This window comes from Flavobacterium haoranii (assembly GCF_009363055.1).
GTDB classification, from domain to species: domain Bacteria; phylum Bacteroidota; class Bacteroidia; order Flavobacteriales; family Flavobacteriaceae; genus Flavobacterium; species Flavobacterium haoranii.
The window spans coordinates 1,521,681-1,547,542 of the sequence record NZ_CP045292.1; the positions used below are offsets into that span (position 1 = coordinate 1,521,681).

25 protein-coding genes and 4 tRNA genes are annotated in these 25,862 nt (G+C 31.9%); 2 read left to right on the top strand and 27 right to left on the bottom strand.

The annotated features are described in order from the left end of the window. Window positions 1-26: 26 nt before the first annotated feature. Window positions 27-818: a 23S rRNA pseudouridine(2604) synthase RluF gene (rluF, locus tag GCU34_RS07350; RefSeq protein WP_072784264.1), complete on the top strand. Its 792-nt coding sequence runs from the start codon at window positions 27-29 to the stop codon at window positions 816-818. A gap of 36 nt (window positions 819-854) precedes the next feature. Further along, window positions 855-1,487 (top strand): class I SAM-dependent DNA methyltransferase, encoded by a 633-nt coding sequence (locus GCU34_RS07355; RefSeq protein WP_072784266.1) that lies wholly within the window; start codon window positions 855-857, stop codon window positions 1,485-1,487. A 38-nt stretch (window positions 1,488-1,525) separates the two neighbouring features. Here the strand turns inward: GCU34_RS07355 and GCU34_RS07360 are convergent, their stop codons facing one another. The 27 genes from GCU34_RS07360 to GCU34_RS07490 all read right to left on the bottom strand — a co-directional run bounded on the left by GCU34_RS07360 (window position 1,526) and on the right by GCU34_RS07490 (window position 25,839). Beyond that, complete coding sequence (locus tag GCU34_RS07360; RefSeq protein WP_152378406.1) at window positions 1,526-2,095, bottom strand: hypothetical protein; 570 nt, start codon at window positions 2,093-2,095, stop codon at window positions 1,526-1,528. A 29-nt stretch (window positions 2,096-2,124) separates the two neighbouring features. Further along, complete coding sequence (locus GCU34_RS07365) at window positions 2,125-2,547, bottom strand: hypothetical protein (RefSeq protein WP_152378407.1); 423 nt, start codon at window positions 2,545-2,547, stop codon at window positions 2,125-2,127. Window positions 2,548-2,692: 145 nt separating this feature from the next. Then, the gene (locus GCU34_RS07370) at window positions 2,693-3,352 is read right to left on the bottom strand and encodes a hypothetical protein (protein WP_152378408.1); all 660 of its coding nucleotides are present in this window, start codon (window positions 3,350-3,352) and stop codon (window positions 2,693-2,695) included. 102 nt (window positions 3,353-3,454) lie between these two features. After that, window positions 3,455-3,913, bottom strand: coding sequence for a hypothetical protein (locus GCU34_RS07375; RefSeq protein ID WP_152378409.1), 459 nt, complete (start codon window positions 3,911-3,913; stop codon window positions 3,455-3,457). A 107-nt stretch (window positions 3,914-4,020) separates the two neighbouring features. After that, window positions 4,021-4,371: a carboxypeptidase-like regulatory domain-containing protein gene (locus GCU34_RS07380; protein ID WP_152378410.1), complete on the bottom strand. Its 351-nt coding sequence runs from the start codon at window positions 4,369-4,371 to the stop codon at window positions 4,021-4,023. 70 nt (window positions 4,372-4,441) lie between these two features. Then, window positions 4,442-5,899 carry a TlpA family protein disulfide reductase gene (locus tag GCU34_RS07385; protein WP_072784273.1) on the bottom strand — a complete coding sequence of 486 codons (1,458 nt, stop codon included), beginning with the start codon at window positions 5,897-5,899 and terminating at the stop codon, window positions 4,442-4,444. 69 nt (window positions 5,900-5,968) lie between these two features. Then, window positions 5,969-6,460 carry a GNAT family N-acetyltransferase gene (locus GCU34_RS07390; RefSeq protein ID WP_072784275.1) on the bottom strand — a complete coding sequence of 164 codons (492 nt, stop codon included), beginning with the start codon at window positions 6,458-6,460 and terminating at the stop codon, window positions 5,969-5,971. Window positions 6,461-6,553: 93 nt separating this feature from the next. Then, a complete protein-coding gene (locus GCU34_RS07395) occupies window positions 6,554-6,871 on the bottom strand; it encodes a DUF3467 domain-containing protein (protein WP_072784277.1) in 318 nt (105 codons plus the stop codon). A gap of 62 nt (window positions 6,872-6,933) precedes the next feature. Further along, window positions 6,934-11,232: a DNA-directed RNA polymerase subunit beta' gene (gene rpoC / locus GCU34_RS07400; RefSeq protein ID WP_072784279.1), complete on the bottom strand. Its 4,299-nt coding sequence runs from the start codon at window positions 11,230-11,232 to the stop codon at window positions 6,934-6,936. A gap of 82 nt (window positions 11,233-11,314) precedes the next feature. Then, entirely contained in the window at window positions 11,315-15,127 is a 3,813-nt protein-coding gene (gene rpoB, locus GCU34_RS07405) for a DNA-directed RNA polymerase subunit beta (protein WP_072784281.1), read from the bottom strand. 243 nt (window positions 15,128-15,370) lie between these two features. After that, complete coding sequence (gene rplL / locus GCU34_RS07410; protein ID WP_072784283.1) at window positions 15,371-15,742, bottom strand: 50S ribosomal protein L7/L12; 372 nt, start codon at window positions 15,740-15,742, stop codon at window positions 15,371-15,373. 68 nt (window positions 15,743-15,810) lie between these two features. Then, on the bottom strand, window positions 15,811-16,308 hold the full coding sequence (gene rplJ / locus GCU34_RS07415; RefSeq protein WP_072784285.1) for a 50S ribosomal protein L10: 498 nt from the start codon (window positions 16,306-16,308) through the stop codon (window positions 15,811-15,813). A 26-nt stretch (window positions 16,309-16,334) separates the two neighbouring features. Beyond that, on the bottom strand, window positions 16,335-17,024 hold the full coding sequence (gene rplA, locus GCU34_RS07420; RefSeq protein ID WP_072784287.1) for a 50S ribosomal protein L1: 690 nt from the start codon (window positions 17,022-17,024) through the stop codon (window positions 16,335-16,337). 20 nt (window positions 17,025-17,044) lie between these two features. Beyond that, window positions 17,045-17,482, bottom strand: a complete 438-nt coding sequence (gene rplK, locus GCU34_RS07425) for a 50S ribosomal protein L11 (protein WP_072784289.1) — start codon at window positions 17,480-17,482, stop codon at window positions 17,045-17,047. A 64-nt stretch (window positions 17,483-17,546) separates the two neighbouring features. Next, complete coding sequence (nusG, locus tag GCU34_RS07430; protein WP_072784291.1) at window positions 17,547-18,098, bottom strand: transcription termination/antitermination protein NusG; 552 nt, start codon at window positions 18,096-18,098, stop codon at window positions 17,547-17,549. Between the two features lie 9 nt (window positions 18,099-18,107). Further along, complete coding sequence (secE, locus tag GCU34_RS07435; RefSeq protein ID WP_072784293.1) at window positions 18,108-18,302, bottom strand: preprotein translocase subunit SecE; 195 nt, start codon at window positions 18,300-18,302, stop codon at window positions 18,108-18,110. A gap of 14 nt (window positions 18,303-18,316) precedes the next feature. Beyond that, window positions 18,317-18,388: transfer RNA gene (locus GCU34_RS07440), tRNA-Trp, on the bottom strand. Between the two features lie 53 nt (window positions 18,389-18,441). Next, entirely contained in the window at window positions 18,442-19,629 is a 1,188-nt protein-coding gene (tuf, locus tag GCU34_RS07445; RefSeq protein WP_072784295.1) for an elongation factor Tu, read from the bottom strand. 58 nt (window positions 19,630-19,687) lie between these two features. Then, window positions 19,688-19,759: transfer RNA gene (locus tag GCU34_RS07450), tRNA-Thr, on the bottom strand. A gap of 30 nt (window positions 19,760-19,789) precedes the next feature. Further along, a tRNA-Tyr gene (locus GCU34_RS07455) sits at window positions 19,790-19,872 on the bottom strand. Between the two features lie 33 nt (window positions 19,873-19,905). Continuing rightward, a tRNA-Thr gene (locus GCU34_RS07460) sits at window positions 19,906-19,979 on the bottom strand. Window positions 19,980-20,070: 91 nt separating this feature from the next. Further along, window positions 20,071-20,373 (bottom strand): ribosome hibernation-promoting factor, HPF/YfiA family, encoded by a 303-nt coding sequence (hpf, locus tag GCU34_RS07465; RefSeq protein WP_072784296.1) that lies wholly within the window; start codon window positions 20,371-20,373, stop codon window positions 20,071-20,073. Between the two features lie 34 nt (window positions 20,374-20,407). Beyond that, a complete protein-coding gene (locus tag GCU34_RS07470; protein ID WP_072784298.1) occupies window positions 20,408-21,292 on the bottom strand; it encodes a tyrosine-type recombinase/integrase in 885 nt (294 codons plus the stop codon). Window positions 21,293-21,376: 84 nt separating this feature from the next. Then, window positions 21,377-21,571 (bottom strand): 30S ribosomal protein S21, encoded by a 195-nt coding sequence (rpsU, locus tag GCU34_RS07475; RefSeq protein WP_072784300.1) that lies wholly within the window; start codon window positions 21,569-21,571, stop codon window positions 21,377-21,379. Window positions 21,572-21,761: 190 nt separating this feature from the next. Then, entirely contained in the window at window positions 21,762-22,931 is a 1,170-nt protein-coding gene (locus tag GCU34_RS07480; RefSeq protein ID WP_072784302.1) for an acyl-CoA dehydrogenase family protein, read from the bottom strand. Window positions 22,932-22,970: 39 nt separating this feature from the next. After that, complete coding sequence (locus GCU34_RS07485) at window positions 22,971-23,759, bottom strand: ComEA family DNA-binding protein (RefSeq protein WP_227658657.1); 789 nt, start codon at window positions 23,757-23,759, stop codon at window positions 22,971-22,973. Between the two features lie 259 nt (window positions 23,760-24,018). Further along, window positions 24,019-25,839, bottom strand: coding sequence for a sodium-dependent transporter (locus tag GCU34_RS07490; protein WP_072784306.1), 1,821 nt, complete (start codon window positions 25,837-25,839; stop codon window positions 24,019-24,021). Between the last annotated feature and the right edge of the window lie 23 nt (window positions 25,840-25,862).

Sequence of the window (25,862 nt, forward strand, 5' to 3'; positions counted from 1 at the left end):
ACTACTAAAAAGTTTATCTTTGCGATATGGAAGAAAACAAAACACGTATTAATAAATTTCTCTCGGAAAGTGGATTTTGTTCGCGTCGCGAAGCTGACAAATTAATTGAACAAGGTCGTGTTACTATTAACGGACAAATTCCTGAAATGGGAACTAAAGTTGGTCCTGATGATGAAGTACGCGTAAATGGAAAATTGATTCAAGAGAAAAAAGAAAACTTTGTGTATTTGCTGTTCCATAAACCTGTTGGTATAGAATGTACTACGAACCAAAGCGTAAAAGGAAATGTGGTAGATTACATCAACTATCCCGAGCGTATTTTTCCTATTGGTCGTTTAGACAAAGCCAGTGAAGGTTTGCTGTTAATGACAAACGATGGTGATATTGTAAATAAAATTCTTCGTGCAAGAAACAATCACGAAAAAGAATATATTGTAACAGTAAATAAACCTATTACCGATCGTTTTATTCAGCGTATGAGTAATGGTGTGCCTATTTTAGATACGATAACGCGTAAATGTAAAGTGGAACAAATTAGTAAATACACATTTCGTATTATTTTAACGCAAGGTTTAAATCGTCAAATTCGTAGAATGTGTGAATATTTAGATTACGAAGTAACGGCTTTAAAACGCATTCGCATTATTAATATTTCGCTTGATGTTCCGGTTGGAAAGTATCGTGAATTAACGAAAAAAGAACTTGCCGATTTAAATAAATTGATTGAACCGTCGAGCAAAACAGAAGAAGCGAGTTTACCTGCAAACAATAAACAAGGTTTTTCGGGAAAACGCAATTATGGAACGAGGAATCGTTAATAATGAGCAGTAACCCATTTTAGAAACTTACGCAAAATGGACCAATACGAAGAAACATTTAAAACTTGGAACAAAGTAGCGTCGTTATACGAAGAAAAGTTTATGAGCTTAAATTTGTATGATGAAACTTATGATTTTATTTGTAAATCGGTTGCTAAAAACCAAGCAAAAATTCTAGACATTGGTTGTGGTCCGGGAAATGTTTCTAAATATCTTTTATCGCAAAGAGCAGATTTTAATATTTTGGGCATTGATATTGCGCCAAATATGATTGAATTGGCGAAAAAGAATAATCCAACAGCTGATTTTTTGGTAATGGACAGCCGAAATATTAATGAAATTCAAGCAAAATTTGACGCTATTGTTTGTGGATTTTGTTTGCCTTATTTATCAGATTTAGATTGCAAAAAATTTCTTGCAGATTGCTACCATTTACTTCATGAAAATGGATTGATTTATTTAAGTTTTGTAGAAGCTGAATCGTATAAATCTGAGTTTAAAACTTCAAGCACAGGCGACCGCGTTTTCTTTTATTTTCACAACTTAAATGATTTAAAAAACCAACTTACAGCAACAGGTTTTGGAAACCAAATTGTTTTTAACGTCGATTTCAAAAGATCTGAAAGTGAAGTGGAAATGCATACCATCTTGATTGCTGGGAAGAAATAGAAACTCATCAAAATCAGTTATATCATAAAGCTATTTATTTAATTTTGAGTCCATTTAACAAATTCATTCATAACTTCTTGCCAATGTTCTTTTTCATAATTAATAGTTCCATCATTATTAATCTCAAAAAAGTTATGCTCTAAGTTTAGATATCTTTTATATGTTAGATTTTCTTTAGAATTTTGAATATAAAATAATGGTACTAAATCACATAAATCAGAAGCAATATCATTTGTACCATATGCTAAATAAGTTGGTATTTTAATTATTAACCAATCATTTATTAACGGTCTTGAAAATGATTTCCACGCAAGTAAATTAGGGCTTTTAGCTAAAGAATCTTTATTAAATGCATTTTTATACATTTCATATTTTTCCTCAATTTTTTTATCTGCTTCTTTCCAAGAAATTTGATTAAACTCTGCTTCTTTTCTATATTCTCTAATTAATTGGTCAATTCTGCCAAATGGATTAGCTGCAAAAAGACCAAGATGTGTTACTTTTTTATTATTTAACGCGATCAGAGTTGCAACTTTAGAGCCTTGAGAGTGTCCTGCAACAACTAATTTTGAATTATCTACCCATGTTTGTTTCTTTAAAAATTTCAATACTTTATTTGCTCTTCTTTCATAATTCTCTAAAAATCAGATTTAACGTATTCATCATCAAATTCATCTGGTTTATTTGAATTTGGAACAAAACAATACGATTTATTTAGATTAATTTCATTAACAATTACGGGCGTTTTTGGCATTGAAATAACAATTAAATGATAGGTTTTTCTTATTTCACTTACATCAAAATTATTTATACCTCCACCAATCATCCAAATATCTCCTTTTTCCAGTTTTACAAATAAAGGCATTGGTAAAGAACCTTGACAAAATAAAAATATAGGTTTTTTCTCGTTTATCTTTTTATCTATTAAAATGAAATCAATAGTATTATTCTTTTGTTTAAGACTAAAATGTATTGCTTCATTATTAATTATATCTTGACTTTGCGCATTTGCTTTAAAAACAAATATTATTAGTAATAACTTGATATAACTTTTTTTCATCTAATTTTTTAATTTTCCCAATTAACTTCTTTTTTAAAACTTTCTAGGAATTCCTTGTCTTCGATTGGAATTTCATTTCCATTCTTCCTAAAACTTGGCGGAATTTGATTGATTTTAAAACTATTGAATTTTTGAAACCCATTTTTTAAGTAACAATAAAATCAAAGTCTTGAAATATAACATTTGTAATCTGATTTTTCATGTAAGATTTTTTGATATATGGAAATAACAAATTCCAAGTTTTATTAGTATTCTCTCTGAAATTATGAATCAAAACCGTTCTATAATTTTGAACCAATCCAAGATTATAAGTACTTGGCAATTCATCGTATTTTTTCGAAATATAAAGTAAATCATCAATGTTTTTAAAGTAGTAGTTTGCTGTAATTTCTATAAATTTATTCTTTTGAATAGAATCTAAATTTAACTGATTTTGCAAATCGGCACTATATTTAGCAATAACTTGATCTTTAACGGGAAGTTCATTTAAAGTTTTGATATCTAATTGTTTTTCAAAATTATGCTTTAACCAATACAAATGATTTTTCAAATACATTTTTTTAAACCATTTAGAAAGCTTTCCAAACATAATTGAATTATAATAACTTTCATTTTCATTCATAAATGTTACTTGAAAACCATAATTTTTAACTAAAATTGAAAGTTCTTCTTTAAAAAAATCAAAATCTTCAAACAGAAAACTTTTATCAATCAACTTATATTTAAACTCAGGTTCATAGCCATATTCTTTTTCAAGTTTTAAAACATTTGACTTCAATATTTCATATTCCAATTTTGAAATCATTTTATTATTGATTGTGTTTAATATTGAATCTTGAATAAAAATATCTCGCTTGTTTTGGGAATAACATATAAATGTAAAAAACAGTAGTATTATATATCTCATTTAGTTTATAAATTTAACTGTTAAATCAATTTTTAACCGATCGTAAAATTTTCCTTTGTTATCATTTCCTAAATAGGAATTAAAATTCCAATTTCCCGAATTTCTATACCGAACCCAAGATTCTTCATTTTTTGATTTTCGTATTCTTTCAAAATTGATTGATGGAGCAGTAAAAGCACCCGCTAGTTTAGGTTTTTTGTATTTTGTATTAATCACTTCTACTCCAACACATATTCCGTTTTCCAAGAATGGAATATTAAAAGCTTCTACATCAATATTTAAACTATAGGTTTTATTCTTTGGCTCAACAAATATTGGTTTTGAATAAATTTCATTCCCTGGCTTTTTATTTTTAACATCATATTCATAAAACTTAATATTAAAATCGGTTATATAATCGACTTTGCAATTCCTACAATCTTTAGTTCCATCTTTTACTTCTTTTAAATCTAGTACCAAAGATTGAATTTTCCCTTTTATGCGAGAATTATTTGGAATATAAATGCAATGTTCTGTTCCTAATTGAAATGAGAAATAATTTGTCTCTTCTGCTTTTAAGTTTTCTTTTATTTTTTTGAAGAAGCGTATTCTAACTTTTCACCCAAAAGAACTATTTCATCTAATTTTTTCTTTGTTTCGGCTAAATAAAATTCTTTTGTTGATACGATATCAGAAATTCTAAATTTTTGAATTTTGTAACCAATTGTTGAAAAATATAAAGTATCATTTTCATTACTGAAATCTAATTTAAATTCACCTTTATCATTAGTAAAAGTTCCATAAGTTGTTTTCTTAAAAAAAACATTTACAAATTCTAATGGTTGTTTTGTTTCGGAATCATAAACTTTACCTTCTAATGTTTGAGATTGTAAAGTTGTAGAAAAGAATAACAAAAAGATGAGTTCCACTTGCTTCATTTAACTTATAATTTTAATTCTAAATCAATCTTTATGCAATTGTAAATTTTACTCTAATGATTTTAATTTTCTACACTTTATTCAAAGCGTTCAAAATTTGTTGGTACAATTCTTCTGCTTCAGAAGGTTTTTTAGTTGAAGGTAATACTAATTCTCCTTTTTCATTGAACAATAAATACCTAGGAATGTAAACACCATTAGGTTCGTTCAATAATTCTTGTAATGATTGCTGAATTTTATCAGAAGCAAAGAAATGATTTCCTTCTAAATTACTCCCTTTAATATTAGGATACCATTTTTTTATATTTTTTTCACTATCAATATTAATGTAAAGCATTTCAATTTTGTGTTTCATAAAGAATTCAAACAATTTTTCTGAATATGAAAATTCTTGAAAACATGGACCGCAATAAGAAGCCCATAAATCAACAAAAACTGGCTTTCCTCTAAAATTCTCTTTAATAAGATTACTTATATTTTCACTTTTAAGATGAGTTTTTATTTCAAACTTTCCATTAATATAATAACCAAAATCAAATGGTTGATATTTTATAGCTTTTTTGTCATCAATTTTATGCTCAATATAACTTGAGTATTTACTTTTTGGGAATGTTTTTTTGAATTGTAATAATTCTTCTTCTTTAAGTGCATCAACTAAAAACAAATAAGCAGCGTAATTTTCTTGATATTTAAGAGGTAGATAATTCAAGTAACTGTCTTGTTCCCATAAATTTGAAATATTGATTTTTTCGTTTCTTTTAGATTCTTTGTAAATTCTAGCAATGTTACTCAAATTCAATAAAGAAGTTAGTGATGAAAATTTTTCGTATTCTTCTTCATTCGGGTACAAAAAATCTATGTTTTGATTTAAAATCCACAAAAAATCATCTTCTGTCAATTTTGTTTCTTTATATCGTTCTCTTCTAAAATTATCTTCAATAATCGAATTAAAATTAAACAAAGCAATTGCTTGTAAATTTAAAATTGAAACTTTATAAATTTCTTCTGTAATCTTGTTTTTATCGTGAAGTTCATTTATTCTATTCAATTCTTTATCATATTCTTGCAAACAGAAATTAAACACTTCTTCTTTGGTCTTCGCATTTGTTATAATTGGAGAAAATTTTCTATTTAATAATTGATATTTATAAATGGTATCCTGATTTATGGGAATTAAAATAGAACTACTTTTCCCTCCATAATGAATATGGTATTTATTGTTATCGTTTTTTGAAACATTTAGCACTATATTATCATTAGGCTCATATAAAATATTTATACCTGGATTAGCTCTTGAAACTGAAAAATATAAATAACCTGCAGAAATTGTTGCAAAGTTTAAGACAGCACTATTATTTTTAGTGTAAATTGTATCAGTATCTTTTTGAAAATAAGCTGGATTTTCATTTATAGATTTAGAAATTAATATTGGAATCGAATCCTGTACATTCTCAAACTTTAGTTTAATAGAAACATTTTGAGAAAAACAATACTGAAACAATAAAAAAACAATAAAAAGAACTCTCATGATGAATTATGTATTAAATACAACTAACGGTTTTGAGACATAATTATTGTAATTTATTTCGTATATAAATTAAATTTTCACTTCCATAACATAATCATCCATAACATAACCGCGACCAATATCTATAACTTCTTCTTTTACGATTTTAAAATCTAATTTATTGTAAAAATGTTGGGCGTTGTTGTACTTGTTTACGTTTAAAAAAATAGCTTTTTGATTTGCTTTTAGAGCTTCTTCCCTAACCTTTTCAAATAATAATTTTCCTAAACCTATACCTTGTGTTTCGGGTAACACATATATTTTATGAATTTTGGTTTTGTGCAGTTCGCAATTCAATTCATACGAAACGAATCCTAAATAATCACCCAAATTGTTTTGGACTAAATAAAAAACATGTCCTTTTTCTAATTGCGAAATCAACGCTTCTTCAGAATAAAACATAGTGAGCATGTATTCTAATTGTTCTTGACTTAAAATATCTGCATAAGCAACTGGCCAAATTTTTCGTGCTAGTTGCTCGATTATAGAAAGAAGATTGGAATTAGCTTTTATTAACTGCATAAAATAATGTCATTCTGAACTCGTTTCAAAATCTATCAAAGATAATTATTCTAAAAGAAACTGAAACAAGTTCAGTTTGACAAAATAAATTTATTAAGCTTGTCCAGTTGGACCAAAATTTAAAGGAATATTTGGTGCTTCCCCTTCAGAAATTTCACCATGTTGTGCTTCAAAACGTTTTACATTTTCAGCTAATGCTTTTAATAAACGTTTCGCATGTTGAGGCGTTAATACAATTCTAGACTTTACCTTAGCTTTAGGAACTCCTGGCATAATAGCAATAAAATCTAAAACAAACTCGCTATGCGAATGATTAATTATCGCCAAATTAGAATAAATTCCTTCAGCCGTTTTTTCGTCAAGTTCAATATTAATTTGTCCTTGTGGGTTATTGTTGTTATTGTTATCCATAAGTTTCAAAGTTAAAAAAACCTAACAGATAACTGTTAGGTTTTTTATTATTAGACTAAAAATTAGAAATTGAATTCTTCTTTTGTAGCCATTAATTCATTGTATTCTTCTTTCGATCCAACGATTGTATTATCGTAATCTCTCATACCTGTACCAGCAGGAATTCTGTGACCAACAATAACATTCTCTTTCAATCCTTCTAAGGTATCAATTTTACCAGCAACAGCTGCTTCATTTAATACTTTAGTTGTTTCCTGGAACGATGCAGCAGAGATGAATGATTTCGTTTGCAACGAAGCTCTTGTAATACCTTGAAGAACTGGAGTTGCAGTTGCAGGAACTACGTCGCGTGCTACTACTAAGTTTTTATCTTCACGTTTTAACAATGAGTTTTCATCACGTAATTGACGAGGTGTGATAATTTGACCTGCTTTTAGGTTTTGAGAATCACCAGCATCTTCAACTACTTTCATTCCGTATAACTTATCATTTTCAACAATAAAGTCAGATGTATGAGCCAATTGATCTTCTAAGAATAGAGTATCTCCTGGATCTTGAATTCTAACTTTACGCATCATTTGACGAATTACAACTTCAAAGTGCTTATCATTAATTTTTACTCCTTGTAAACGGTAAACCTCTTGAATTTCGTTTACTAAATACTGTTGTACAGCAGAAGGTCCCATAATTCTTAAGATATCTTCTGGAGTAATTGCTCCATCAGATAACGGCATACCAGCTTTAACGAAGTCGTTCTCTTGAACTAAAATTTGGTTAGAAAGTTTTACTAAATATTTCTTCACTTCACCAAATCTTGACTCAATTGAAATCTCACGGTTACCTCTCTTGATTTTACCAAAAGTTACTACACCATCAATTTCAGAAACAACTGCAGGGTTAGATGGATTACGAGCTTCTAATAACTCGGTAATTCTTGGTAAACCTCCTGTAATATCTCCCGCTTTCGAAGAACGACGAGGAATCTTAACTAAAATTTTACCAGCTTTAATTTTTTCTCCATCATCAACCATTAAGTGAGAACCTACAGGTAAGTTGTAAGAACGAATTAATTCTCCATCTTTACCATAAATATGTAATGTAGGAATTAATTTTTTATTACGAGCTTCAGAGATAACTTTCTCTTGGAAACCTGTTTGCTCATCAATCTCAACTAAGAAAGATTCACCTTGCTTAATATCTTCATATTCTACTTTACCTGTAAATTCAGAAATGATTACACCATTATATGGATCCCATTTACAGATTGCAGTTCCTTTTTCAACAACATCTCCGTCTTTTACATAAATGTAAGAACCGTAAGGAATGTTGTGAGTATTTAATAATATACCAGTTTTAGCATCAAATAATTTTAACTCAGTAGAACGAGAAATCACGATATCTACCTCATTTCCTTCATTATCTTCGCCTTTAACAGTTTTTAATTCTTCAATTTCTAAACGACCAGCAAATTTAGTAACAATGCTTGACTCTTCAGATAAACCACCAGCAACCCCTCCAACGTGGAACGTACGAAGTGTTAACTGTGTACCTGGCTCACCAATTGATTGTGCTGCAATAACTCCAACTGCTTCACCTTTTTGAGTCATTTTACCTGTTGCTAAGTTTCTACCGTAACATTTAGCACAAATACCTTTTGTAGCCTCACAAGTTAATGGAGAACGCACTTCTACCCTTTCGATAGGAGAATTCTCAATTTTCTTAACAATTGCTTCAGTAATTTCTGTACCAGCAGGAACTAAAACTTCTGTTGTTAACGGATCGATTACATCATGTAAAGCAACACGTCCTAAAATTCTTTCTCCTAACGATTCAACAACTTCTTCATTTTTCTTAAGAGCTGTTACTTCGATTCCTCTTAATGTACCACAATCAACTGAATTAACAATAACATCTTGAGATACATCATGTAACCTTCTTGTTAAGTAACCAGCATCGGCAGTTTTAAGAGCCGTATCGGCAAGACCTTTACGAGCACCGTGTGTAGAAATAAAGTATTCTAAAATTGATAATCCTTCTTTAAAGTTAGATAAGATCGGGTTTTCAATAATTTCTCCACCAGCTGCAGTTGATTTTTTAGGCTTAGCCATCAAACCACGCATACCTGTTAACTGACGAATCTGTTCTTTTGATCCCCTCGCTCCAGAATCTAACATCATGAATACTGAGTTAAATCCTTGTTGATCTTCTCTAATGTTCTTCATTGCTAATTCAGTCAATAAAGCATTTGTTGAAGTCCAAACGTCGATAACTTGGTTATAACGCTCATTATTTGTAATAAGCCCCATGTTATAGTTCATAGTAATACCTTCTACTTGCTCATTTGCATCAGCAATTAACTGACCTTTTTGATCAGGAATTTTAATATCACCTAATGAGAATGAAAGTCCACCTTGGAAAGCGAAACGGTATCCCATATTTTTAATATCATCTAAGAATGCAGCTGTCGTAGGAACATCAGTTACTCCTAAAATTTTACCAATAATATCACGTAAAGATTTTTTAGTCAATACTTCATTGATATAACCAGCTGCTTCAGGAACTACTTCATTAAATAATACTCTACCTGCAGTTGTTTGGATAATTTTATAAACCAACTCACCGTTTTCGTTAAAATCTTTAGCTCTTACTTTTACGCGAGCATTTAAATCTAAACGACCTTCATTTATAGCAATATGAACCTCTTCAACTGAATAGAAAGTTTGTCCTTCTCCTTTAATTTTCATATCTGGAGTAGATAAACGTTCTTTTGTCATATAATATAAACCAAGAACCATGTCTTGAGAAGGTACTGTAATAGGAGCACCATTTGCAGGGTTCAAGATATTATGAGAGCCTAGCATTAATAACTGAGCTTCTAAAATAGCTTCAGGTCCTAATGGTAAGTGAACCGCCATCTGGTCACCATCGAAATCGGCGTTGAAAGCCGTACAAGTCAATGGGTGTAACTGGATTGCTTTTCCTTCAATTAATTTTGGCTGGAACGCTTGAATACCTAAACGGTGAAGCGTAGGAGCACGGTTTAGTAATACTGGATGTCCTTTAATTACATTTTCTAAGATATCCCATACTACTGGTTCTTTTTTATCGATAATTTTCTTAGCCGATTTAACTGTTTTTACAATACCTCTTTCAATTAATTTACGAATAACGAATGGTTTGTAAAGTTCAGCAGCCATATCTTTTGGTAAACCACACTCATACATTTTTAATTCTGGTCCTACAACAATTACAGAACGAGCAGAATAATCAACACGTTTACCTAATAAGTTTTGACGGAAACGACCTTGTTTTCCTTTTAATGAATCAGATAAAGATTTTAATGGACGGTTTGATTCTGTTTTAACAGCAGAAGCTTTTCTAGTGTTATCAAACAATGAATCCACTGCCTCTTGTAACATACGTTTTTCATTACGTAAAATTACTTCAGGAGCTTTAATTTCCATTAATCTTTTTAAACGATTGTTACGAATGATAACTCTTCTATATAAATCATTTAAATCTGATGTTGCAAAACGACCACCATCTAGTGGAACTAATGGACGTAATTCAGGTGGAATAACCGGAACTACTTTTAAAATCATCCATTCTGGACGGTTTTCTCTATTTTCATTAGCTTCACGGAAAGACTCAACAACTTGTAATCTTTTTAAAGCTTCTGTTTTACGTTGCTTGGATGTTTCATTGTTAGCAGCGTGACGTAATTGATATGATAATTGATCAAGATCAGTACGTGCTAATAAATCCATAATACACTCTGCACCCATCTTAGCGATGAATTTGTTCGGATCTGTATCATCTAAATATTGGTTCTCCATAGGAAGCGTATCTAAAATATTTAAATATTCTTCTTCTGTTAAGAAATCCATTGCATTTAATGTATCTCCTTCTGGATTTTTAGCAATACCTGGTTGAATTACTACGTATCTTTCGTAGTAAATAATCATATCTAATTTCTTAGAAGGTAATCCTAAAAGGTATCCAATTTTGTTTGGAAGTGAACGGAAATACCAAATGTGTGCGATAGGCACCACTAAATTAATATGTCCAACACGGTCTCTACGAACTTTTTTCTCCGTTACTTCAACACCACATCGGTCACATACAATTCCTTTATAACGAATTCTTTTGTACTTACCACAAGCACACTCATAATCTTTAACAGGACCGAAAATACGCTCACAGAAAAGACCATCACGCTCAGGTTTGTGAGTACGATAGTTAATCGTTTCAGGTTTTAAAACTTCCCCTCTAGATTCTGCTAAAATAGACTCGGGAGATGCTAAACCTATCGTAATTCTATTGAATCTTTTAATGGTATTTTTATCTTTTAATCTTGTCATTTTCTTTTAGTTTAAAGTTTCAAGTTTAAGGTTTCAAGTTCAAGGTTTAAGATTTTTCCTAAACCTTGACTTTCAACTAAAACTATTCTTCTAATCTGATGTCTAAACCTAGACCTTTTAATTCATGCATTAATACATTGAATGACTCAGGTAATCCTGGTTCTGGCATTGGTTCACCTTTTACGATTGACTCGTAAGTTTTAGCTCTACCAATTACGTCATCAGATTTAACCGTTAAGATCTCTCTCAAGGTACTTGAAGCACCATAAGCTTCAAGAGCCCAAACCTCCATCTCTCCAAAACGCTGACCTCCGAATTGAGCTTTACCTCCTAATGGTTGTTGCGTAATTAAAGAGTAAGGTCCGATAGAACGTGCGTGCATCTTATCATCAACCATGTGACCTAATTTCAACATGTAAATTACACCCACAGTTGCTGGCTGATGGAAACGCTCTCCAGTTCCACCATCATATAAATAAGTATGACCGAATCTTGGAATACCAGCTTCATCAGTTAAAGCATTGATTTCATCTAATGTAGCACCATCAAAGATTGGAGTTGCAAACTTTTTACCAAGTTTTAAACCTGCCCAACCTAAAACAGTTTCATAAATCTGACCAATGTTCATACGAGAAGGTACCCCTAGTGGATTCAATACGATATCTACTGGTGTTCCGTCTTCTAAGAAAGGCATATCTTCTTGACGAACAATTTTCGCAACAATACCTTTATTACCGTGACGTCCCGCCATTTTATCTCCTACTTTAAGTTTACGTTTTTTAGCAATGTAAACTTTAGCAAGTTTTAAGATTCCAGATGGTAACTCATCTCCTACAGTGATGGTGAATTTTTCTCTTCTTAACCATCCTTGTAAGTCGTTTAACTTGATTTTATAGTTATGAACAAGTTCGTTGATTAATTTATTTGTATGCTCATCAGTAGTCCATTGACCTTTTGTTAAGTGAGCAAAATCATCAACTGCTTGTAACATCTTTTTAGTGAATTTTTTACCTTTTGGTAATACTTCTTCACCTAAATCATTGATAACACCTTGAGAAGTTTTTCCGTCAACGATGATAAATAATTTTTCAATTAATTTATCTTTTAATTCGTTGTATTTAACGTCAAACTCCATTTCTAGTTTATCAACGTCTTCTTTATCTTTAGAACGTTTACGTTTATCTTTTACAGCTTTAGCAAATAATTTTTTGTCTAAAACTACACCGCTTAATGATGGAGAAGCTTTTAATGAAGCATCTTTAACATCACCAGCTTTGTCACCAAAGATTGCACGAAGTAATTTTTCTTCTGGTGTTGGATCAGACTCTCCTTTTGGAGTAATCTTACCAATTAAGATATCACCAGGTTTTACTTCAGCACCGATACGAATCATACCGTTTTCATCTAAGTCTTTAGTAGCCTCTTCAGAAACGTTAGGAATATCGTTAGTTAACTCTTCGTTACCTAATTTTGTATCACGTACTTCTAATGAATAATCATCAATGTGAATTGATGTAAAAATATCATCACGAACAACTTTTTCAGAAATTACAATTGCATCCTCGAAGTTATATCCTTTCCAAGGCATGAAGGCAACTTGTAAGTTTCTACCTAAAGCTAATTCTCCGTTTTGAGTTGCATAACCTTCACAAAGAACTTGGCCTTTAACAACTCTATCACCTCTTCTTACGATTGGTTTTAAGTTGATAGAAGTACTTTGGTTGGTTTTTCTGAATTTAATTAAGAAATAAGTTTTATCGTCTTCGTCAAAACTTACCATTCTTTCTTCTTCAGTTCTATCGTATTTAATAGTTACTTTTTCAGCATCTACATAAGTTACAACTCCATCCCCTTCAGCGTTAATTAAAACTCTTGAATCTGAAGCAACTTGTCTTTCTAATCCAGTTCCAACAATTGGAGCTTGAGGACGTAATAAAGGAACCGCTTGACGCATCATGTTTGATCCCATCAACGCACGGTTCGCATCATCATGCTCTAAGAACGGAATTAATGAAGCCGAGATTGAAGCAATTTGGTTTGGTGCAACGTCAGTATAATGAACTGTATTTGGTTCTACAACTGGGAAATCACCTTCTTCACGAGCAATTACTCTTTCAGCAGTGATTTGACCTTCAGTAGTCATTTCAATGTTAGCCTGAGCGATTAATTTACCTTCTTCTTCTTCAGCACTTAAATAAATTGGATCGTTTTTAAGATCTACAACACCGTTTTCAACTTTACGATAAGGAGTTTCGATGAATCCCATTCCGTTTACTTTTGCATAAACCCCTAAAGATGAAATCAAACCAATGTTTGGTCCCTCTGGAGTTTCAATTGGACATAAACGTCCGTAGTGCGTATAGTGAACGTCACGTACCTCGAAACCAGCTCTTTCTCTAGATAAACCTCCAGGTCCTAAAGCAGATAAACGACGTTTGTGAGTAATCTCTGCTAATGGATTCGTTTGGTCCATAAATTGAGATAACTGGTTTGTACCAAAGAATGAATTGATAACTGATGATAATGTTTTAGCATTAATCAAGTCGATTGGTGTAAACACCTCATTATCACGAACGTTCATTCTCTCACGAATAGTTCTTGCCATACGTGCTAAACCAACACCAAACTGAGCTGATAATTGCTCACCTACTGTTCTTACACGACGGTTTGATAAGTGGTCGATATCATCAATCTCAGCTTTTGAATTGATTAACTCAATTAAATACTTAACGATAGTAATAATATCTTCCTTAGTTAATACTTGTTTATCCATTGGGATATCTAAGCCTAACTTTTTATTCATTCTGTAACGTCCTACATCACCTAAATTATAACGTTGATCAGAGAAGAATAATTTATCAATTATTCCTCTTGCTGTCTCCTCATCAGGTGGTTCAGCATTACGTAATTGTCTATATATATGCTCAACAGCTTCTTTTTCAGAGTTTGTTGGGTCTTTTTGTAATGTATTGTGAATAATTGTGTAATCAGCTGCATGATTATCTTCCTTGTGTAATAAGATAGCTTTTACATCTGCTTCAATAATTTCCTCTACATTGTCTTTATCTAAAATTGTATCACGATCTAAGATAATTTCGTTACGCTCGATAGATACAACTTCTCCTGTATCCTCATCAACGAAATCTTCATGCCAAGTATTTAAAACACGAGCAGCTAACTTACGACCGATATATTTTTTAATTCCTGATTTAGAAACTTTGATTTCCTCAGCAAGGTCAAAAATTTCTAAGATATCTTTATCACGTTCAAAACCAATTGCACGGAATAAAGTAGTTACAGGTAATTTTTTCTTTCTATCAATATAAGCATACATTACGCTATTGATATCTGTTGCGAATTCAATCCAAGATCCTTTAAAAGGAATAATTCTTGCAGAATACAACTTAGTACCATTAGCATGGAAAGACTGTCCAAAGAATACACCTGGAGATCTGTGTAACTGAGAAACTACCACACGCTCAGCACCATTGATAACGAATGTACCACTTGGCGTCATGTAAGGTATTGTTCCTAAATATACATCTTGAACAATAGTTTCGAAATCTTCGTGCTCTGGATCAGTACAGTATAATTTTAAACGTGCTTTAAGAGGCACACTGTAAGTTAAACCTCTATCGATACACTCTTCAATAGTATAACGAGGTGGGTCGATAAAATAATCAAGAAACTCTAATACGAATTGATTTCTTGTGTCTGTGATTGGAAAATTTTCCATGAAGGTATTATAAAGACCTTCATTGCTTCTTTCATCCGATTTCGTTTCCAACTGGAAGAAGTCTCTAAACGATTTAATCTGAATATCAAGAAAATCCGGATAATTCGGAATGTTCTTTGTTGAAGCAAAATTGATTCTTTCAGTCTGATTAGCAATCATCAATGGACAATTTTTTGATTTAAAAAAAGTAATTTTGTGTTTAAAAACACTAATTTATTTATACTTCCTTTTATACATAATCAATACATCTTTAAAAATAAACCAGGAAAGTTAGTTTATTTTCTTTCTTCGTATTGACTACTTTTTTTGTATTTAAAATACGATATTTTTATATATGCAAAATGGTTTAGGCCTTTGGGAAAGATTCCCAAGGCCTAAACCTAGCTTTTTGCTTTGTTTAGCTTATTTAAGCTCAACTACAGCTCCTGCCTCTTCTAAAGCTTTCTTAAGACCTTCTGCCTCATCTTTAGAAACTCCTTCTTTTACGTTAGCTGGAGCAGCATCTACTAAATCTTTAGCTTCTTTTAATCCTAATCCAGTTAATTCTTTAACAGCTTTAACTACACCTAATTTAGAAGCACCAGCATCTTTTAATACTACTGTAAATTCTGATTGCTCAGCAGCAGCATCACCACCAGCTGCACCACCAGCTACAACTACAGCTGCAGCAGCAGGCTCGATACCATACTCGTCTTTTAATATTGTTGCTAATTCGTTAACTTCTTTAACTGTTAAGTTAACTAATTGTTCTGCGAATTGTTTTAAATCTGCCATTTTTTCCTATCTTTTAATGATTTTGTAAAATATAATAATTTATTTGTGCGTTCTTTTCTAAAAGAAAATTATTCTGCAGCGTCTTCTTTTCCTTCTTGGTTTTGAAGAGCAGCGATAACTCTTTGCGCTGGAGACTGAAGTAATCCGATGATTTCTGCAATAACTTCTTCTCTAGATTTAATAGCTACTAAGCTATCTAATAAGTTATCTCCAATATAAATTTCTTCGTTAATAAAAGCTCCTTTTAATAAAGGCTTATCACTTTTTTTACGGAATTCTTTGATAATTTTTGCAGGCCCATTAGCAGCTTCTGCAATCATAATTGAAGTATTTCCTTTTAAAACTGAAGGTAATTCACCATAGTTTGTTTCAGAAGCTTCCATTGCTTTTTCAAGTAATGTATTCTTAACAACCTCTAATTTAATACCCGCTTTAAAACAAGCTCTTCTTAAGTTTGAAGTAGTTTCTGCATCTAGTCCTGAAGTGTCTGCTAAATAAATAACATTCACACCCGCTAACTTTGCAGTTAAATCTTCAATAGCAATTGCTTTTTCTTCTCTAGTCATGATACTAAAAATTTTTAACTACCAAATTATACTGCCTTAGGATCTAAAGCAATAGCAGGACTTTGAGTACTTGATAAGTGAATAGACTTAATATAAGTACCTTTAGCTGCAGTTGGTTTTAATTTTATTAATGTTTGAATAATTTCGTGAGCGTTGTCATAGATTTTGTCAGCTTCGAAAGAAACTTTACCTATACCAGCGTGAACGATACCAGTTTTATCAACTTTGAAATCGATTTTACCAGCTTTTACTTCTTGAACAGCTTTAGCAACATCCATAGTTACTGTACCTGTTTTAGGGTTTGGCATTAAACCACGAGGACCTAATACACGTCCTAATGGACCTAATTTACCCATAACAGCAGGCATAGTGATGATTACATCAACATCTGTCCAACCATCTTTAATTTTTTGTAGATAGTCATCTAAACCTACGTGGTCAGCACCAGCAGCTTTAGCTTCAGCTTCTTTATCTGGAGTAACAAGCGCTAAAACACGAACATCTTTACCAGTTCCGTGAGGTAACGTTACAACACCTCTTACCATTTGATTCGCTTTTCTAGGATCTACACCTAATCTTACAGCGATATCTACAGACTCATCAAATTTTGCAGAAGCTACTTCTTTAATTAATGCAGAAGCATCTTTTAAAGTATATAGTCTGTTCTTTTCAATTTTTGATGCAGCCTCTTTTTGTTTTTTTGTCAATTTTGCCATTTGTCTAATTCATTTAACGATTAAAAAGGAGCATTTCCTGTAACTGTTATACCCATAGATCTAGCTGTACCAGCAACCATACTCATAGCTTTCTCAATCTCGAAAGCATTTAAGTCAGCCATTTTGTCTTCAGCAATAGTTCTAATTTGATCCCAAGTAACGTTCGCTACTTTTTTACGATTTGGTTGACCTGAACCAGACTTGATTTTAGCTGCCTCTAATAATTGAATTGCAGCTGGTGGCGTTTTAACAACAAAGTCGAAAGACTTATCTTTGTACACAGTAATTTGTACTGGTAAAACTTTGCCAGGTTTATCTTGTGTTCTAGCATTAAATTGCTTACAGAACTCCATGATGTTAACCCCAGCAGCCCCCAAAGCAGGTCCAACCGGTGGCGACGGATTCGCAGCACCTCCCTTAACTTGTAGTTTAACTACTTTACTAACTTCTTTTGCCATTTTAAAAAAATTTAGCACATCTATCAATTGGAAGCGATTGATGTGATTTATAATGTAACTTATATTATACTTTTTCTACTTGCATAAAACTTAACTCTAATGGCGTCTTTCTTCCAAAAATTTTCACCATCACTTCAAGTTTACGCTTTTCCTCATTTACCTTTTCAATAGTTCCATTAAAACCATTGAAAGGACCATCAATTACTTTTACTGTCTCACCAACAGAATAAGGTATTGCAACATTATCAACTTTAACCGATAATTCATCAACCTTACCTAACATTCTATTTACCTCGGCTTGACGCAAAGGAACTGCATCACCTCCTTTTGTTTCACCTAAAAAGCCGATAACACCAGGAATTGATTTTATAATATGAGGAATTTCTCCAGTTAAGTTAGCTTCAATCATAACATAACCTGGAAAATACACTCTTTCTTTAGTAATTTTTTTACCTTCTCTTACTTGCACCACTTTTTCAGTTGGAACTAGAACTTGAGAAACATAATCTGACATGCCCAGACGCGCAGTTTCAGTCTCGATATAATTTTTAACCTTATTCTCTTGACCACTAACAGCTCTTACAACATACCACTTTTTAACATTATTGTCTGCCATAACAAGAGACTATTTTATTAAATTAAAAAAACCTTCCAATGCTTTAACAAACAACTGATCAACACCCCAAGTTAATAAAGCAAAGATTACTGAAAATAGAGCAACAATAATAGTTAACTTTTGAACTTCCGACCATTCTGGCCAAGAAACATTATTTTTCAATTCCTGAAAAGCTTCCGTTATGTAAGAAACAAATTTTGTCATTTTTCTATCATTTGCACGGGCGGAGGGATTCGAACCCCCATCAATGGTTTTGGAGACCACTATACTAGCCCTTGTACTACGCCCGTTTGTTAAAAAACCAGCAGCTTGACTGCTGGTTTTATTTATTATTGACTTATAATTAGTCTAAAATTTCAGTTACCTGACCAGCACCTACTGTTCTACCACCTTCACGAACAGCAAAACGTAAACCTACTGATAAAGCGATTGGACTTAATAATTGAACTTCAATAGTTAAGTTATCACCAGGCATAACCATCTCTACACCAGCTGGTAAAGAAATAGTACCCGTTACGTCAGTTGTACGTACGTAAAACTGTGGACGGTAGTTATTGTGGAATGGAGTGTGACGTCCACCTTCTTCTTTTTTCAAGATATAAACCTCAGCTTTGAAATGAGCGTGTGGCTTAACAGAACCTGGCTTAACAATAACCATACCTCTTTTGATATCAGCTTTGTCAATACCACGTAATAATAAACCTACGTTATCACCAGCTTCTCCTCTATCAAGGATTTTACGGAACATCTCAACCCCTGTAATAGTAGAAGTTAATTTATCAGCCCCCATACCAATGATTTCAACAGCATCACCTGTATTAGCAACTCCAGTTTCGATACGACCTGTAGCAACAGTTCCACGACCTGTAATTGTGAATACATCCTCAACTGGCATTAAGAAAGGCTTATCAACATCACGAGCAGGTAATTCAATCCAGTTATCAACAGCTTCCATTAAAGCTAAAACAGTATCAACCCATTTTGGCTCACCATTTAAAGCTCCTAAAGCAGAACCTTGAACAACAGGACCATTATCACCATCATATTGATAGAAAGATAATAAATCTCTAATTTCCATTTCTACTAACTCTAATAACTCAGCATCATCAACCATATCCACTTTGTTCATGAATACAACCATTCTAGGCACACCAACTTGACGACCTAATAAGATGTGCTCACGAGTTTGAGGCATAGGACCATCAGTAGCAGCAACCACTAAGATAGCACCATCCATTTGTGCAGCACCAGTAACCATGTTCTTAACGTAATCCGCGTGACCTGGACAGTCAACGTGAGCGTAGTGACGGTTAGCTGTAGAATATTCTACGTGAGATGTATTAATAGTAATACCTCTTTCTTTTTCTTCTGGAGCATTATCAATCTGATCGAATGATTTAGCTTCTGATAAACCAGCATCTGCTAATACTTTAGTAATCGCAGCAGTTAAAGTTGTTTTACCGTGGTCAACGTGTCCGATAGTACCAATATTTAAATGGGGCTTCGAACGATCAAAGGTTTCTTTTGCCATGACTTAATAATTTAATCTTAGTTATATATTAGTGTTCAAATTTAATACTTTTTATAAGAGCCAATGACGGGATTTGAACCCGTGACCCCTTCCTTACCAAGGAAGTACTCTACCCCTGAGCTACACCGGCTTAAACCTGTCATCGACAGGAAAATAATAGTGGGGAGAGCAGGATTCGAACCTGCGAAGGTGAAAACCAGCAGATTTACAGTCTGCCCTCGTTGGCCGCTTGAGTATCTCCCCAATCCATTAATTTTCAATATTTTATAGAACTTGAGCCGATGGAGGGACTCGAACCCACGACCTGCTGATTACAAATCAGCTGCTCTAGCCAGCTGAGCTACACCGGCGGCTTTCAATAAAAAAGTCCGCTATTTCTAACGGACTGCAAATGTATATAATTTATTTTTTATTCAAAACTTTTTTTGATTTTTTTTTCTATTAAACATGTGCTCTTATTTTTTCTTTGTATTTAACAAGCATTCTTTCTAGCGATTGTTCTGCCGAATCCACTGCTTCTTCAAAAGTTTTACATGTTTTTTTGATTACCAATTCATCTCCTGGAACCTGAACTTTAATCTCTACTTCTTTATTTTCTTTGTCACTTGTATTTTCAACCCTCAAATAAACATTCGTCGATACAATTTTATCAAAATACTTTTCTAATTTACTTAATTTTTCTTCAACAAAAACGACTAATTTTTTGTCAACATTAAAGTTAACCGCCTGAACATTTACTTTCATAATAAAAAATGTTTTGTATTAAACAATAGAACTATTAACCTCTTGGGTGCGTCTCTTTGTATACTTTTTGCAATTCAGCTAAACTGCTGTGCGTATAAATTTGAGTTGACGACAAACTTGCGTGACCTAATAGTTCTTTTACTGAATTTAAATCGGCTCCATTATTCAACAAATGCGTTGCAAATGTATGCCTAAGAACGTGTGGACTCTTTTTTACTTTTTGAGACACACTACTAAAGTAATAATTAATCAAACGATAAACAAAAGATTGACTCAATTTATTTCCTTTTTTGGATAAAATTAACACCTTATCGTCTTTAATTATATCTAGCTTGTTTCTGAAATTTAAATACTCTAAAATTAATTTTTTAGTTGACAATAGAATAGGAATTACTCTTTCTTTATTTCTTTTACCCAAAACCTTAATTTGATTTAATTCAAAATCTACATGATGTAATTGTAATTCAATTAATTCACTTTTTCGAATTCCAGTCCCATAAAATATTTCAACAACCAATCTGTCTCTAATTCCATCGAAGTCATTTGGGAAATCATTAAAATCAAATAAATCACTAATTTCTTTTTCAGAAAAAGAGACCTGAACTTTTTTAGACACCTTTAAAGATTTATGCTTTACTAAAGGATTAACTGAAATAACTTTAACTTTTAGCAAAAATTTAAAAAAGGATTTTAAAGAGGATATCTTTCTATTTATTGATTTATTCGCAATTCCTGCATCAACCAAACTTACAATCCAATTTCTAACAAAAACATATTGTGTTTCTTCTAACTTAATTCCACAAGAAACTTCTAAAAAATCATTAAACTCTAATACATCTTTAATATAAGCATTAATAGTATGGATAGAATAATTCTTTTCTTTACTTAAATATTCTTTAAACGAATCAAGATTTGACATATAAAAAATCAAGTTTAATCAAATATATAAAAAAAAGCCGCTAACAAAAGTTAACGGCTTCTTATAATATAAGTAACTAAGATATTAAGACTCTACAGAATCCTTTAATCTTTGAATATACTGCGCTTTTTGAATTTCAGCTCTTCTAGCAACAGAAGGTTTTGTAAACTGCTGACGAGATCTTAATTGACGTACAGTTCCAGTTTTATCGAATTTTCTTTTGTAGCGTTTTAACGCTTTATCGATGTTTTCACCGTCTTTAATTGGAATAATTAACATAATTTAGGCACCCCCTTTCATTTAGGTTGCAAACTTATAAAATAATTTTGAATTACAAATTACAAATTACGAATTATTTTATTTTTTGCTTTTAGCCCTGATGGCAGCGGCATCCTGTTATTGCGATTTTAAGATTGCTTTGTCCCTCGCAATGACAGATACAGCGAACAGCAGGAATAGCTTCTAAAAATTATTTTACAGCAGGCTCATAATCTTTATTATCGATTATCATTTTAGACAAAATCTCTTTTAGAATTTCTGAAGTACCTCCACCAATTGGTCCCAAACGACTATCTCTAAACAAGCGCGCTAACGGATATTCTTCCATATAACCATATCCACCTAACATTTGCAAACAATCGTATATAGCATCATCAGCAACTTTAGTTGACTTTAATTTAGCCATTGTAGCTTCTTTTACCACATATTCTCCTTTATCTAATCTATAAACAGCAGCATAATTAAACAACTTACAGTGTTCAATTTCAGTAGCATGTTCTACTATCTTGTGACGTAAAGCTTGAAATTTATCGATTGTTTTTCCAAAAGCTTCACGTTGCGACATATATTCTAACGTATAATCGATAGCATATTCAGCTCTTGCATGTGCATTGATTGCCATAATTAATCTTTCTAGCGCAAAATGCTGCATAATGTACGCAAAACCTTTACTTTCTTCTCCCATTAAATTTTCTAATGGAATTTCTACATTATCAAAAGCAATCTCAGCAGTATCAGAAGCTCTCCATCCTAATTTATCTAATTTAGTAGCGGATACCCCATTACTTTTACTATCTACAAGAAAAATACTAATTCCTTTGTTCCCTAAATCAGGATTTGTTTTTGCTGCTACAACATAATAATCGGCATACACACCATTTGTAATAAATGTTTTAGAACCATTAATTACATACTTATCACCTTTTTTGATAGCTGTAGTTCTCATACCAGCCACATCACTCCCACCAAAAGGTTCTGTAATACACAATGCTCCAATTAAATCTCCAGAAATACTTGGTGCTAAATATTCTTGCTTAATTCGTTCATCTCCTTCTGCATTTAAATGAGTCATCGCTAAATAAGAATGTGCCCACATAGCTGCAGCAAAACCTGCAGATTTAATTTTTTGAAGTTCTTCTAAGAATATTACGGTATAAAATAAGTCTAAGTTTAAACCGCCATAAGCTTCAGGATATCGGATTCCAAAAAAGCCCATTTCTCCGAATTTTTTCCAAATAAAGCGCTCGATAGTTCCTGTTTTTTCCCATTTTTCGATATGGGGAACCACTTCTTTATTTAAAAAGTCACGTAAACTTTCTCTAAATAGTTGATGTTCTTCTGTAAAATATAACGAATTCATAGTTTGTATTGAAGTTGATTATTTGGTTTTTACGCTTTTTTAATCAAATTCCAAATATAAAACTATTATTTTTATTTTATCAACAGAAATTCCTTTAATTTTTGTTAAATCCTCAATGTTTCTAATTTCGCCATTCATACTTCTATAAGTAACAATTTCTTTAGAAATAGCATAATTGAAATATGGAAATTGAGAAAGTTCTCTAGAAGATGCTGAATTTATTTTAATCTTCTTTAATTCGCCAGAAATTGGCTTAACAAAAAATTGCTTTTTTACATTTTCAAATGTTTCTGGAGTAATGCCCCACATCCAAGAAATTTGATCAATAGAAACAAATTCTCCTAATTTACTCTTTTCATTTAAAATATTATCAGAAAGTTTTTCGCCTATTCCATAAACTTTCATCAACTCTTCTTTTGTCGCAGAATTTAAATTGATTTGAACAACTGATTCTTTCTTAACAAAACTATGGGCAGTACGAGTTGAATTTTGCTTATTAACTACCCAATCTGGAAACTTAAAAAACGGGGAAATCTTAGCTAAAAGTTCGTTTGAAACTTTTGTTACTTGTTGAAACTCTTTAGCAGAATTTACAAATTTATTTTGTGAACGAAATTTATGAAGCCTATCAATTTCTTCAATTGACATTCCTAACATATAGCCTTTATAATCGGTTATATAATTAGGATTAAACGGATAAATTTTATTGGTACTTGTCTCTTTAACTTGAAGTAAACTATCGACTTCTTTTTTAAATTGGAGTTCCGCTTGAGATCTACTCACGTCAGTTTTATCATCAAAAAAATTATAAATTCGATTAAAATTCAAAATTATAATTTGAAGAAAAACTATTATTCCCAATAATAAAAAAATCCCATTTCGGTGCTCCGATGAAAACACGAAATAGGATTTTATTTTTTTCATTTTATATAATAATTAGTCTTGTTGTCTTACTAGTTCATCATCATTCTCGCTGTAAGAATCTGGTTCTTGTTTAGGCGGAATAGTAAGTACTTTATAGAAAAAAATGATGCAAAGGCAATAACAATACCTTGAGCACAAACCATAGTTATAATTGCTGTTGAATTCATAATGTTGCTCTCCCTTCTTTAACTCTTTTTTTGTAGGCTAATAATACCACGATTGAAATAAATATAAACAATGCTAATAATAACATTCTACCTAAGAATTTGTATAAAGTATTGTTTGTAAACTTACCGGTAGCAATTTTATCTGCTGGAGAAATTATTTGATCTACCTTAACTATTACTTCTTGATTATTTTCAGCTTTGAAATTATATTCTTTATAATCTGTAAATGGCACTTTTACAACTTCCCCAGTTGCTTTATCAAAAACTTTTTTCTCATTATCAAATGCAATTTTTAAATATTGAGAGGTAGCTTCAACAACTTTGCCAGTCACTTTACCCGTTGATTCAAAATTTTCTGCAAAATAAGCATCTGCAAACCATTCTTTGTTATGAGTGTCGTTATCTTTTATCTTATCAACCCAATCTGGAATACTTGATATTAAAACCCATCCTAATAAAGCTGGAGTAACAATTAAAATTATATACTTATAAAAACCTGGAAGCTTAATATCGGCACCTTTATTGATTTCAGCCCAACCTTTCTTAATCCCAAATATATAAGAAAATAATATAGTTTCTAAAAACGCAAAAACTACCAAACTTACTGTACCTGCCCAATAATCGTACTGATCAAACAATCCTTCATTAAAAAATATTACTGTTGGCAATCCCATTGTTAATGCTAAAAATCCAAAAGACCAAGCTCCTTTGTTTTTACTCCAATTGAACTCATCTCTCATAAAGCCCATCCATGGAGTTCCCATTGCTAACGAAGAAGTAATACCAGCAAAGAACAATAATCCAAACCAAAATACTCCAGCAAAAATTGCTAATACTTCACCCCATTGTTGAAATAAATAAGGCATTGTTTGGAACGCCATACCGAAACCAGCATTTTGAATAACCCAGTCTAAACCTAAATAACCCGCAGCAATTGGAATAACAATTAAACTTCCTAAAACCACTTCTACGAATTCATTCATAAAACCAGCAGAAACAGCATTTAAAGCAATATCATCTCTCTCTTTTAAATAAGCAGCATAACAATGAATTGTTCCCATTCCTACAGAAAGTGTAAAGAAAATTTGTCCGGCTGCCGCTAACCAAACTTTAGGATTACTTAAAGAATCAAATTGTGGTGTCCATAAAAAGTTTAAACCATCCCAAGCATTAGCATTAGGGAAAATATCTGATGCACCTGAAGTCCCTAGTGTTAACCCTCTAATTGCTAATACCACACCAAATAATATTAATAATGGCATACCAATTTTAGCTACCTTTTCTATTCCACCTAAACCTTTAGACAAAATATAAGTATTTAAAAGTAAACATATTACATAGAAAACAACTGCTTCATAAGGAATTCCTGTAGTTGAATGAGCTACGTCAACATAAGAATTGAAAAAATTAGCAACATCACCCTGAGACATTCCATTAAAAGTACCAACGATTGAATGGTATACATAAGACATTGTCCAAGATTCGATATAACAATAGTAGGCAGCAACAGCTATATTGGTAAAGATTCCGAAAACACCAATGTATTTCCAAATTCTTCCTTTTGCCATTGTGTCTAATATATATGGTGTACTATGGTTACCAAATTTACCTCCATATCGACCTGTAGACCATTCGATAAACAATAGTGGAATTCCCATTACTAGGAAACAAACTAAATATGGAATAATAAATGCTCCTCCTCCATTTTGAACTGCTTGAACCGGAAATCTTAAAAAATTCCCTAATCCTACAGCATTTCCAGCCATAGCTAAAATAAGGCCAACTCTTGAACCCCAAGATTCTGTTTTTGTAGACATAAGTTAATTGGTTGATAATTTTC